The organism is Micromonospora sp. NPDC048999, from assembly GCF_040649295.1.
Taxonomy (GTDB): Bacteria; Actinomycetota; Actinomycetes; order Mycobacteriales; family Micromonosporaceae; genus Micromonospora.
Genome location: NZ_JBEZFI010000018.1, coordinates 57,103 through 69,400, shown reverse-complemented (window position 1 = coordinate 69,400; position 12,298 = coordinate 57,103). Strand labels below are relative to the sequence as shown.

Genomic DNA, 12,298 nt, shown 5'->3' with positions numbered 1-12,298 from the left:
ACCTGTCGGTGTTCAGCCACCCTGCACCACCAGTCGGCGTTCGGCCCGGCGCTGCGCCAGCCGGCTGAGGGCGAGCAGCGCGACGGCCCAGCCGACCTGCACCCCGACCAGGCCGATCCGCGTCGGCACCGGATCCCGCTCGACCAGCACGTCGAGCGGGATCTGGAGCAGGCTCGGGAACGGGGTGCCGTAGCGCAGCACGGCCTCCAGCCAGCCGGGCAGGAAGCCCAGCGGGAAATACAGCCCGGCGAGCACGCCGGAGCAGAGCGTCCACAGGATCAGCGGACCCCGCACGTCCTGCAACCAGTACGCGGTGGCGTTGACCAGGTAGCGGCAGCCGAAGCAGACCAGCACGGCAAGCAGCACGGAGAGCGCGAACAGCGGCCACGTGGCCGGTTGACGGGGCAGGTACACGTCGAACAGGAGCAGGCCGACCAGCACCGGCGGCACCAGCCGGGACAGCGCGGCGAAGCCGGCCCGGCCCAGGTCGGTGGCGAGGTAGCTGGTCACCGGGTGGACCGGGCGGAGCAGGTCGGCGGCGATCTCACCGGTGCGGATCCGATCGGCCAGCTCGGTCCAGCCCCAGAGCAGGACCACCGCCAGCAGTCCCTGCCCGACCCAGACGAACGTGGCGAGCTGCGTCCGGTCGTAACCGGCGACCCGGCCCGTCGCGCCGGCCGCCGCGAGGAAGATGTAGTAGCGCAGGAAGCCGAAGACGCTGTTGGTGAACACGCCCGCCAGGGCGGCCTGGCGGTAGGTGGCGTATCGCCGAAAACCGGATGCCACTATAGCGCTGAATGTCCGAAACCATCGGGTAACGTTTGCACTCGTGGGTGATGCCACAGTGGCGGTGACGGAGCCCACGCCGCTACCCTCCTTCCGCAGCCACGACGTGCTGGACCGGGCGACTCTACCGGCACGTCCGGCGCCCGGCGCGACAATTTTCCAACGAGGTGACATCGCCGTGAGCGATCGACGCGAGCCGGCTCCGGGGCCGCGCCGCGCGGGCGGCGACAGGGTCCCCCGATGAGCGGCTGGGACCGCTGGCGCGAGCTGGCCGAACCGTCCTGGGCGGGCGAACCCACCCACGAGTGGCGCCCGCAGTTCCCGGGGCAGCGCTACCCGGGCGACATCGGCATCGAGAACCTGACCCCGCCGCCCGCGCCGCGTGGCCGGGCCGCCGTCGTCGGCCGCGCCGAGGTACACCCGGTCAACCCTCCACCGGACCGGGACGGATACCCGGTCAGTCCGGCCCCGGGTGACCGGAACGGCGCGTACCCGGTGAGCCCGGCCGGCCCGGGCGATCGACGCGGCGCCTATCCGGTCAGCCCGGCCCCGGGTGACCGGAACGGCACATACTCCGGCCCCACTGAGCGGCACGCGTATCCGGACGGGCGCGGCCGGGTCGAGCCGCGCCCGGACGAGCGGCGGCAGTGGGCGGACCGGCGGGCGCCGGACGACGTGCGCGCGGACCAGTCACCCCGACGCGGCCCCGCTCCACCTCAGGGCGACCGGTACGACCCGCGCGGCCCGGAGCGGACGCCGGACCGGGCACGCTCCGGCGGCTGGCCGGACGACCGGCACGACCAGCGCTGGGTACGCCCCGAGCCCGGACGGCGGATGCCACCGCCGGACGGGGACTCCCGCCGACCGGTCTCTCCCGCGCCCGAGCCCGGGTGGCTGCCGGAGCCCGACGAGTTCCCGCAGCGCCCCCAGCCCCGCCCAGCCTGGTCGGAGCAGCGCCGGGGAACACCCGAGGGACCGCCCACCGTGGCACCGCGCGGCCCGCTGGACCGGCGCGAGCCCCGCACCGAACGCCCGGCCGATCGGCAAGGTCACGGCTTCGACGGCCGAGTCGACCGACGCGAGCCCGGCTTCGAGCGGCCGGCTGAACGGCACGCGCCTGACTTCGAACGGCCGGCCGACCGGCGGGAACCGGGCTTCGACGGTGCGCCACGCCGCGAACCCGACCCGCGCCGGGAGGCGGCCGCGCGCGCCGGGAACCAGCCGGCCGCACCCACCGCGCCCGACGGTCACCGGCGGCCCGTGGATCCGTACCGTGCGGAGCCCGGCCGACACGGTGGCCCACACCCCGGCGCCCACGGCCCCGACGAGCGGTGGGACGCCCGCCGCCCGCCGTCGGACTCGGCGCACCCGCGTGCCGAGGAGTGGCCGCCCGTCGAGCGGCGGCCCCGCAGCGAGCCGACCGGCTACCGGCCCGACGAGTGGCAGCGCCCGGCCGGCCCCGACCGTCCCGGTCCCGACGGACGGCCGGCGCGCCCGGCCGAGGCCGGGCCGGTGCGCCGCGACGACGTGCGCGACCGCCATGCCCCATCCGCCCCCCGGCCGGACGGCATGCGTGAGCGACCGCCGGTGCCCGCCGCGCCGCGACCAGACGACAGGCGTCCTCCGGCGTACGCCGCGCCCGACGACATGCGCGAGCGCCCTGCGGCGTACGCAGCCGACGACAGGCGGGATCGGCCGACGCCACCCGTTTCCGCACCGCCCGCGTCGGCGTCCACGCCGCCCCGGCCACCGGTTCCGGAATCGATGGCCGTCCCGGCACCGCCGGCCCGGCCGGTCGACGCCCCGGTGTCGGCTTCGCCGGCGTTCCCGGTGTCGACGCCGCCGGCCGTACCGGTATCGGCACCACCGGCGTTCCCGGTATCGGCGCCGCCGGCGTTCCCGGCACCCATGCCCGCCCGGCCGGGCGCCACCACCGCGTCAACTCGGCCGGAGTCGGCGGCGCCGAGCGAAGCTCCCCGGCAGCCGGCACCGGTCGCCGACCCCCGACCGGCCACGTCGGACGCCCCCGCGTCCACGAGCCCGGCCGGTGGCGTGTCCGAGCCCGCACCGCCCCCGTCGATCGTCGAGACCGGAAGCGACCCCGGTGCCCGGGAGGCTGCGCGGCCCGTCCGGCCCGACGACGGCCCGGCGGATGCGCATCCGGCACGTCGCCCGGTCGACGGCATGGACGCCTGGTTCCGGCCGAACGGGCCCGTGGCGGATCCGGCCGGCGAGACCGAGGCCCGCCCGACAGCCCAGGACGAACCGCTGCCCGTACCGCCGGCCGGGCAGGCTGCGGCAGGGAAGCCGATCAGCGCACCCCCGGCCGAGCCGGCGTCAGGATCGCCCGCCTCCGCCACGCCTCGCGCCGGCGGCGAGCGCGGCGGTGAGTCCCGGCCGCCGGAGCATGTTCCGGCCGGTGCCGAGCCCACCGCCGGCCCGATCCCGCCGACCGCCGTCCGGCCCACCGGGGGCGCGCCCGCCCAGCAGCCTGCTGGAGGGCCGGCCACCGCATCGGACGCCCCGCCGGCCGCACCCGTGTTCCCGATCCAGGTTCCCGGCCCCGCCGCGCCACCGGTGTCGGCGCCGCCGGTCCCGGTGTCCGCCCCGCCCGTGGCCGCCCCGCCGGCACCGATCCCGGCGTCGGTGTCCGCCCCGCCCGTGTCCGCGCCACCGGCATACGTCCCGGCATCGGTATCGGCACCACCAGCCCCGGTGCCCGCGCCGCCCGTGTCCGCCCCGCCCGTGTCCGCGCCGCCCGTGTCCGCGCCACCGGTATACGTCCCGGCGTCAGTGTCGGCGCCACCAGCCCCGGTGTCCGCGCCGCCCGTGTCCGCCCCTCCGGCATACGTCCCGGCGTCGGTATCGGCGCCACCGGCCCCGGTATCCGCGCCGCCCGTGTCCGCGCCACCGGCATACGTCCCGGCATCGGTGTCCGCGCCGCCCGCCGAGGCGTCCGCGCCGCCGGCGCCGGCCGCCGAGGAGGAGCCGCGCCCGGCGGCACCGGTCCAGGTATCCGCGCCACCCGCGCAGGTGTCCGCGCCGCCGGCACCGGCCGCCCCGGCCGAGGACGAGCCACGGGAGGTACGCCCGGCGGACCCGGAGCAGACGCTGGCCGCAATCCGGTGGCGGCTGCACCCGGAGAAGCTGCGCGAGGAGGCGCCCGATCCGGAGGCGCTGCGTACGGTCCTGGACGGGCTCACCACGAAGCTCGACAGCGCGCTGGACAACCGCACCCGGGCCCGGCTGTTGAGCCTGCGGTCGGTGGCGGCCCGGATCCTCGGCGATCTGGACGACGCCGTCGCCGACGCGCGGCTCGCGCTGACGTACGCGGATGCCACCGGCGAGTTGCGGCGGACCGCGCTGGCCCGCGCGCGGCTGGCCGAGGTGCTGCGCTGGCGCGGCGAGCACGCGGAGGCCGATCGACTCTTCGTCGAGGCGAATTCGTCCGAACTGCCCGACCGCCTGCGCGCGGCGCTGCACGAGCACGCCGGCCGGTCCTGCTACGACCAGGGCCGGCTCATCGAGGCGTGCCTGCACTTCGAGCGGGCCCTGGACCTGCGCCAGGGCGAGGATGCCGAGCTGAACGCGCGTACGGTGGTTGCGCTGGACGCGGTCGCCGAGCGGGCGGCGGCCGACGGCTTCGGCCCGAAGCCGCGGGCCCGGGAGACGATCCTGGGCGAGCAACGGCACCCGGTGCCCACGTTCGACGACGAACAGCAGCTCTGGGGGTACGCGGACGCCGAGGGCGAGTTGGTGATCGAGCACCGGTACGCCGAGGTGCAGCCCTTCCGCGAGGGCCTGGCCTGGGTACGCCGCCCGGAGGCGTCCCGGTGGGCGCTGGTCGACACCGCCGGTGCGACGCGGATCGAGGCGAACAACGGCTACCGGGCGGTGGGCTCGTTCTCCGAGGGTCTGGCCTGGGTGTCCATGGACGGCAACGGCAGGTGGATGGCGGTCGACCCGACCAACATCGTGCGGATCCCGCCGGGTTACGACGATGCACGACCGTTCCGGGGCGGCCTGGCGGCGGTCCGCCAGAACGGCGGCTGGGGCGCGGTCGACCACAACGGTCAGATCGTCGTGCCGGCCCGGTATCACGGCCTCACCACCGCCCTGGCCGACGGCCGGTACGTGGACGGCTTCACCGAGGAGGGCCTGGCCGTGGTGGAGTTGGCCGGCCGCCGGGGCGTGGTGGACCGGACCGGCCGGGTGCTGGTCGAGCCGGCGTACCCGGCGCTGGTCGTACACCCGGTCGCCTTCCTGGTGCGCGACGAGTCGGGCCGCTGGGGGGCGCTGGACCGGCGGGGCGAGCCGCTGATCGCGCGGGCGCACCCCGGTCGCGCTGCGGTGGTCGCGGAGATCGAGCAACTGCTCGCCGACACCAGCCCGGTGCTCTGACCGGCGACGGTGACCGTGAGCGGGCGGGACTAGGGTCGGGGTATGGAATTCCGACACCTAGGCCGCTCGGGCCTGATGGTCAGCGAGATCTCGTACGGCAACTGGATCACCCACGGCTCGCAGGTCGAGGAGGAGGCGGCGACCGCCTGTGTGCGGGCCGCCCTGGACACCGGCATCACCACCTTCGACACCGCCGACGTGTACGCCGGCACGAAGGCGGAGGAGGTGCTGGGCCGCGCGCTCAAGGGCGAGCGGCGCGAGGGGCTGGAGATCTTCACCAAGGTCTACTGGCCGACCGGCCCGGGTCGCAACGACCGCGGGCTGTCCCGCAAGCACATCATGGAGTCGATCAACGGCTCGCTGCGCCGCCTGCAGACCGACTACGTGGACCTCTACCAGGCCCACCGCTACGACTACAGCACTCCGCTGGAGGAGACGATGGAGGCGTTCGCCGACATCGTGCACTCCGGCAAGGCGCACTACATCGGCGTCTCGGAGTGGAAGGCGTCGCAGATCCGCGAGGCCCACCGGCTCGCCCGCGAGCTGCGTATCCCGCTGGTCTCCAGCCAGCCGCAGTACTCGATGCTGTGGCGGGTCATCGAGGCCGAGGTGATCCCCACCTCCGAGGAGTTGGGCCTCGGCCAGATCGTCTGGTCGCCGATGGCCCAGGGTGTGCTCTCCGGCAAGTACCTGCCGGGCCAGCCGCCGCCGGCCGGCACCCGGGCCACCGACGAGAAGTCGGGCGCCGGGTTCATCGCCAAGTGGCTCACCGACGAGGTGCTCACCCGGGTGCAGCGGCTCAAGCCCCTCGCGGAGCAGGCCGGGCTGACCATGCCGCAGTTGGCCATCGCCTGGGTGCTGCAGAACCCGAACGTCTCCTCGGCGATCGTCGGGGCGTCCCGGCCGGAGCAGGTGCACGACAACGTGAAGGCGGCGGGCGTCAAGCTCGATGCCGACCTGCTCAAGGCGATCGACGAGATCGTCGAGCCGGTCACCGAGCGGGACCCGGCGAAGACCGAGAGCCCGGCGCAGCGTCCGTGACGCTCTCCCCGGGCCGGCGCGGCCACCGCGCCGGCCCGGGCCCTTCGCGGGTACGCGCACAATCGGCCGCTCCGCCGCTGCGCGGCGGCTCCCGCCGCCCGGTCAGCCCGGTCAGCCCTGCCAGAACTGGATCAGCTCGCGCCCAATGAGATAGAGCTGGGGCGGCAGCCCGAGGAAGTCGGCCACGCTGAACACCGCGCCGAAGAACCAGCCGCCGATCCGCGGGTTCCACAGCAGCGCGAAGAGCACGATGAACCCGAACGGGGCGAACATGTCGTACATCCGGCGGTACGACGGGCTGAGCCACGGCTGGATCATGTTGCCGCCGTCCAGGCCGGGCACCGGCAGCAGGTTGAGCACGCTGGCGGTGAGCTGGAGGAACGCCAGCAGGGCCACCCCGGCCCAGAACGCCAGCGGGCCGCCCACCAGGCCGGGGCCGATCAGCACCGCCATCGCCAGCAGCAGGGTGAACAGCACGTTGGTGGCCGGGCCGGCCAGGCTGACCAGGGTGTGCCGCAGCCGGCCGGGAATGGCGTGCCGGTCCACCCAGACCGCGCCACCGGGCAGGCCGATGCCGCCGAGCAGCAACACGATCACCGGCAGCACGATCGACAGCAGCGGGTTGGTGTACTTCAGCGGGTTGAGCGTCAGGTAGCCCCGGTGGGCGATGTCCCGGTCCCCGGAGCGGTAGGCGACCACCGCGTGGGCGTACTCGTGCAGGCAGAGCGAGACCAGCCAGCCCGAGACCACGAACAGGAAGACGTCGAACCGGACGTTGCCTGACCCGTGCCAGGTCAGCACGCCGCTGGTCACGAAGAGCGCGACCAGCGCGAGGAAGATCGGGCTGGGCCGGAACGCCGCGCGCGGCACCCCGAGCACCAGCGGCTCGCCCGGCCGGTCGTAGCCCATCACTGGGCCGGGGGCAGCAGGCTCATCCGGTACTCCACCCGGTCGTCCTCGACGAGCGTGACGGAGGTGACGCCGGACGTCGCGAGCTCCCGCCAGGTCTGGCCGATCCACGACTCGGCGTCCGCCTGGTTGCCGAACGACTCACTCGGCCCGTCGACCGTCTCGCCGTTCGTGCCCTCGTACCGCCAGCTCCACGCCATGCCGCGTCTCCCCTCGCTGCCGTCGTCCCGGGACGGAACCCTCGCAAGCGTAGTCGCCCGGACCACGATCGGCCCGGGCACCACGTGCGGGCTGCGATGGCTCCAGCTCGGCGGGTCTGAAGCCGCGCCGCGACCTGGAGCCATCGGGCCCACCCGAATGGATCATGCGGCGGTACGGTGACGCGGTGCTGACTCGAGGAGTGGTCCTCAGCGACCGTTACCGGCTGAACGAACGCATCGCGACCGGTGGCATGGGGGCCGTCTGGAAGTGCACCGACACCCTGCTGGACCGCGAGGTCGCGGTGAAGGTGCTGCTGCCGTCGCTGGTCGCCGACCCGGAGTTCACCACCCGCTTCCACGCCGAGGCCCGGATGATGGCCGCGCTGCGGCACCAGGGCATCGTGCAGGTACACGACTTCGGCTCCGCCACGCTCGCCGACGAGAGCCAGGTCAGCTACCTGGTGATGGAGTACGTCGACGGCGACCCGCTGGTGACCTGGGTCCGCCGCGCCGGCCGGCTCGACCCGACGTCCACCATGTCGGTGGTGGCGCAGGCCGCGCGGGCGCTGCACGCCGCTCACCTCGCCGGGATCGTGCACCGCGACGTCAAACCCGGCAACCTGCTGGTGAAGCGGGACGGCACGGTGGTGCTTGTCGACTTCGGCATCGCCCGGGCCAACACCATGGCGGGGATCACCGCCGCGAACATGGTGCTCGGCACCGCCTCGTACATGTCACCGGAGCAGGCCACCGGCCAGCCCGTCTCGGCGGCCACCGACGTCTACGCGCTCGGCGCGGTCGCGTACTTCTGCCTTGCCGGCCGCCCGCCCTTCGAGGGCGACAACCCGCTCCAGGTGGCGCTGCGGCACGCCCAGGACGAGCCCGCCCCGCTGCCGCCGGGCACGCCCCCGACGGTGGTCGAGGTGGTCAACCGGGCGCTGGCGAAGAGCCCGGGCGAGCGGTACCCGAGCGCGCTCGCCATGGCCGAGGCCGCCCAGGACGTCCGGGACGCCACCCTGGCCAGCGTCCCCGTCCCACCCCAGCCGCCCTGGGCGGTGGCCGGCCCGGCCGTGCCGGGGGCCGCCGCGCTGCCGGCGCCCGCCCCCGGTCCGACCGCCCCGGACCGGTCCGGGGGTACGCCGTCCGGCGCCTCCTCCCCCGCCGCCCCGGGGGCCGACGCGCCATCGGATCCGCGCACTCCCGCACCGGCGCCGGAGCCGGTCGGTTCCTCGGCCGGTGCCAGCGGCGTCGGGCAGCCGGCTCCGCCCCCGGCCGGTCCCGCCTGGTCGGTCGGGGTGGCGCACCCCGGCCAGCCCGGCCCGCACCCCGGCCCGCACCCCGGCCAGCCCGGCCCGGAGCAGAACCGGCACGCCGGCTCCGGTGTGCCGCCGACGCTGGAGGAGCGCTCGGGGCGACCAGGGCGGGGACGGGCACTCGCCCTGGCCGGGGCGGCCGGCGTGGTCCTCGTCGCGCTGGCGGCCACGGTCGCCGTGGCGGCGCTGGGCGACGACGACCCGCCGCAGGGCGGGTCCGTACAGACCGCGCAGACCACGCAGGCCACGGAGAACGCAGTGTCCACGGAGGACCCGGTCGCCGCACCGGGGCAGCCGACAGCGCAGGTCACGGAGGATAGCCCGGAGCCGGCGCCGAGCCGTACCGGGCGGACCGAACGGTCGCCGTCGGCGACGCCGAGCCGATCGGCGCCCGGTGCCACCACCCCGTCGGCCGGTGCGCCGACGCCGGCGCCCGCGTCCCCGTCCAGCGGCGGCGCCGGCTCGCCGAAGCCGACCGGCACGACCAGCGCCCCGCAGAAGCCCAACCCGTACACGGCCGCACAGGCGTGCGGCAGCGGCTACCAGGTGATCGACTCGGCCACGCTGACCGCGAACGGGATCCGCAAGGGCCGGGTCTACCTGCTCTACAACTCGGCCAACGGAAACAACTGCGTGGTCACGCTCAAGGACACCGACGTCGGCCGTGCCACCCAGGTGACGGCGTACCTGGAGGTGCAGGGGAAGACCCGGCAGACCGACAGCGGGTCCTTCGCGTACTACGCCGGGCCGGTCCGGGCCGCCGCGGCCAAGGTCTGCGTGAAGTGGGGCGGGTCGACCGGCGGGGCCAGTTACGGCAGCGCGTTCGCGCACTGCGGCTGACCCGCCGTCCCAGCCCGTCGGCTCGCGCACGGGCCGGCGGGCGGCGACAGGGCGGACGGCCTTAAGGTACGGGCATGTCCGTTGACGGGTGGAACACGCTCCTGGTGCTCGGCGGTATCCGGTCCGGCAAGTCCGAGTTCGCGGAATCGCTGGTCGCCGACGCGCCCACGGTCCGATACGTGGCCACCGCGCCCGAGGGGGACCCGGAGGACACCGAGTGGGCGACCCGCCTGGCGGCGCACCGCGCCCGCCGGCCGGGCAGCTGGACCACCGAGGAGACCGCGGCGGATCCGGGCCGGCTGGCCGAGGTGATCGCGGCGGCCGGGCCGGACGAGACGCTGCTCGTCGACGACCTGGGCGGCTGGGTGACCGTGCTGCTCGACCCGACCCATCAGCCCGCCGACGACCCGGCCACCATCGCCGAGCTGGCGGCGGCCGTCCGGGCGAGCACCGCCCGGCTGGTGCTGGTCAGCCCGGAGGTGGGGCTCACCCTGGTGCCGACCACGCCGCTGGGCCGGGCCTTCACCGACGCGCTGGGCGCGACCAACCGGGCGATCGCCGACGCCTGCGACGCGGTGGTGCTGGTCGTGGCCGGCCAGCCGGCCTGGCTTAAGCCGGCCGCCCCGCTCCACGCCGTGCCGGCCCAGGCCGGCCCCGGTCAGGCCGGCGCACCGGCGCAACGGGCGGCGAGCCGCCCTGCCGCGTGGGCCGGCACGCCGGAGCAGGCGCTGCCCGAGGTGCTGACGCCGGCCGCGCCGGCTACCGCGCCGGTGCTGGCGGCCACCCCGATCGAGGCGCTGCCGGTGGACGACACCGGGCTCGTCATCGAGCCCGGCATGGAACTGCCCATGCCCGACGACTACGCCGGCCCTCAGGCGATCGACCGCCTCGCCACCCTGGACCTTCCCGGCGCCGGGTTCGGCGTGCTGGAACGGGTGGTCGGCTTCGCCGCCGCCACCCAGGGCACCCCGACCCCCGCGTCCTGGGCCTCGGTGCGGGTGCTGCTGCTGCACGGCGACCACGCCGGCGGGGCCTCGGCCGGCGCGACGCCCGACGAGTCGGCCCGCCGCGCCCGGCAGGCGCGTGCCGGCGAGGGGGTGCTCGCCCGGCTGGCGGCCGAGAGCGGGGCCGGCTTGCAGGTGGTCGAGGCACCCGCCTCCGCCGCTATCGAGAACGAGCCGGCACTCACCGCCGAGCAGGTCGAGTCGGCCCTGCGGTACGGCTGGCGGCTGGCCGAGCAGGCCGCCGACGCGGGCGTGCAACTGCTGGTGCTGGCCGCCTGCGGGGCCGGCGCCGAGGCGGCCGCCGCGGCGGTGCTGGTGGCCACGACCGGCGCGGAAGCGCCGATGGTGCTGGGCCGGGTGGTGTCCGAGCAGGGTCAGATCGACGACGCGGCCTGGATGGTCCGCTGCGCGACGGTCCGGGACGCGCTGCACCGCACCCGGCGTTCCCCGCGCGACGCCAAGGACGTGCTGGCCGAGCTGGGCGGCGGCGACATCACGGTGGCCACCGGCGTGCTGCTCGGCGCGACCGCCCGGCGGCTCCCGGTGCTGCTGGACGGGCCGGTCGGAGTCGCCGCCGGCCTGGTCAGCCGCGACCTGGCCGGGCAGGCCCGGCACTGGTGCCTGCTGCCCGACCACGGCGGCCAGCCCGCGGTGCGGCACGCCGCCGACGTGCTCGGCCTGGCCCCGCTGATGGACCTGCGGCTCGGCCTCGGCGAGGGCGCGACCGCGCTGGCCACCCTGCCGCTACTGCGCTCGATGCTGTCGTTGGCGGCCGGCCTGCCGGTGCACCCGGCACTGCGCGACACCGAGGACGACGAGGACGAATTCGCCGAGCCGGAGCCGGCCGGCCCGGGGCCGAGCCGGCCCACCACCACTGAGCCGGAGCCGGTCCGGCCGCCCGCCGACGAGCCGGAGTTCGCCGAGCCGGAGCCGGCCGGTCCGGGGCCCAGCCGGCCCGCCACGGTCGAGCCGGACGAGGCGGTCGCGGTGCCGGAGTCTCCCGGCCGGCGTGCCGACTGAGACCCGGCTCGCCGACGGGATCCGGCTGGCGGTCACCACCTTCACCACGCTGCCGGTCCGCGCCGGCCGGGTGGACCGGGCCGCGGCGGGCACCGCGATGGCGCTCGCCCCGGCGGTCGGGGCACTGCTCGGCGCGCTGCTCGCGGTGGTGTTGCTGCTGGTCGCCGCGCTCGCGCCCCCGCTGGTCGCCGCCGGGGTCACCGTCGGTCTCGGCGCGCTGCTCACCCGGGGCCTGCACCTGGACGGGCTCGCCGACACCGTGGACGCGCTGGGCTCGTACCGGCGGGGCGCGGCGGCGCTGGAGATCATGAAGAAGCCGGACGTCGGCCCGTTCGGGGTGGTCGCGCTGGTGGTCGTACTCCTGCTCCAGGCCGCGGTGCTCGCCGACCTGGCCGGGCGGTCATGGCCGGCGGCGCTCGCCGGGGTGACCGCCGCCACGGCGGCCGGGCGGCTCGGCGTCGGCCTGGCCTGCCGCCGCGGGGTGCCGGCCGCCCGGCCAGAGGGGCTGGGCGCGCTGGTGGCCGGCACGGTGGGGCCGGTCGCGCTGGTCGTCGGCACGGCCGCCGTCGCGCTGCTGGCGGTGCCGGCGGCGCCGGGCCGCCCCTGGCAGGGGCCGCTCGTCGTCGTCGCCGCGCTCGCCGTCGCGGCGGGGCTGCTGCGGCACGTGGTACGCCGGCTCGGCGGCATCACCGGAGACGTGCTCGGCGCCACCGTGGAGATCGTCACCACGCTCGTATACCTGGGACTGGTGCTGTCCGGCTGAGCGTCACCCGTGCGGGCGGGT

General features: G+C 76.2%; 8 protein-coding genes. 5 read left to right on the top strand and 3 right to left on the bottom strand.

Annotated elements, in window-relative coordinates; all coding sequences use genetic code 11:
• Window positions 1-12 precede the first annotated feature (12 nt).
• Window positions 13-786, bottom strand: a complete 774-nt coding sequence (locus AB0C02_RS19790) for an ABC-2 family transporter protein (protein WP_357549814.1) — start codon at window positions 784-786, stop codon at window positions 13-15.
• A 2,442-nt stretch (window positions 787-3,228) separates the two neighbouring features.
• On the opposite strand from AB0C02_RS19790, the gene AB0C02_RS19785 reads away from it, so the two are divergent.
• Window positions 3,229-5,187 (top strand): WG repeat-containing protein, encoded by a 1,959-nt coding sequence (locus tag AB0C02_RS19785; protein ID WP_357549867.1) that lies wholly within the window; start codon window positions 3,229-3,231, stop codon window positions 5,185-5,187.
• 42 nt (window positions 5,188-5,229) lie between these two features.
• Window positions 5,230-6,228, top strand: coding sequence for an aldo/keto reductase family protein (locus AB0C02_RS19780; RefSeq protein WP_357549813.1), 999 nt, complete (start codon window positions 5,230-5,232; stop codon window positions 6,226-6,228).
• A 111-nt stretch (window positions 6,229-6,339) separates the two neighbouring features.
• On the opposite strand, the gene AB0C02_RS19775 is transcribed toward AB0C02_RS19780, so the two are convergent.
• Complete coding sequence (locus AB0C02_RS19775; protein ID WP_357549812.1) at window positions 6,340-7,137, bottom strand: site-2 protease family protein; 798 nt, start codon at window positions 7,135-7,137, stop codon at window positions 6,340-6,342.
• Window positions 7,137-7,337: a hypothetical protein gene (locus AB0C02_RS19770; protein WP_357549811.1), complete on the bottom strand. Its 201-nt coding sequence runs from the start codon at window positions 7,335-7,337 to the stop codon at window positions 7,137-7,139. Before AB0C02_RS19770 ends, AB0C02_RS19775 begins: the two co-directional genes overlap by 1 nt.
• Window positions 7,338-7,522: 185 nt before the next feature.
• Here AB0C02_RS19770 and AB0C02_RS19765 point away from each other — a divergent pair, with 185 nt between their 5' ends.
• The 3 genes from AB0C02_RS19765 to AB0C02_RS19755 all read left to right on the top strand — a co-directional run bounded on the left by AB0C02_RS19765 (window position 7,523) and on the right by AB0C02_RS19755 (window position 12,277).
• Window positions 7,523-9,490, top strand: coding sequence for a protein kinase (locus AB0C02_RS19765; RefSeq protein ID WP_357549810.1), 1,968 nt, complete (start codon window positions 7,523-7,525; stop codon window positions 9,488-9,490).
• A 74-nt stretch (window positions 9,491-9,564) separates the two neighbouring features.
• Window positions 9,565-11,514 carry a bifunctional adenosylcobinamide kinase/adenosylcobinamide-phosphate guanylyltransferase gene (locus AB0C02_RS19760; RefSeq protein ID WP_357549809.1) on the top strand — a complete coding sequence of 650 codons (1,950 nt, stop codon included), beginning with the start codon at window positions 9,565-9,567 and terminating at the stop codon, window positions 11,512-11,514.
• The gene (locus tag AB0C02_RS19755; RefSeq protein WP_357549808.1) at window positions 11,504-12,277 is read left to right on the top strand and encodes an adenosylcobinamide-GDP ribazoletransferase; all 774 of its coding nucleotides are present in this window, start codon (window positions 11,504-11,506) and stop codon (window positions 12,275-12,277) included. Before AB0C02_RS19760 ends, AB0C02_RS19755 begins: the two co-directional genes overlap by 11 nt.
• Window positions 12,278-12,298 lie beyond the last annotated feature (21 nt).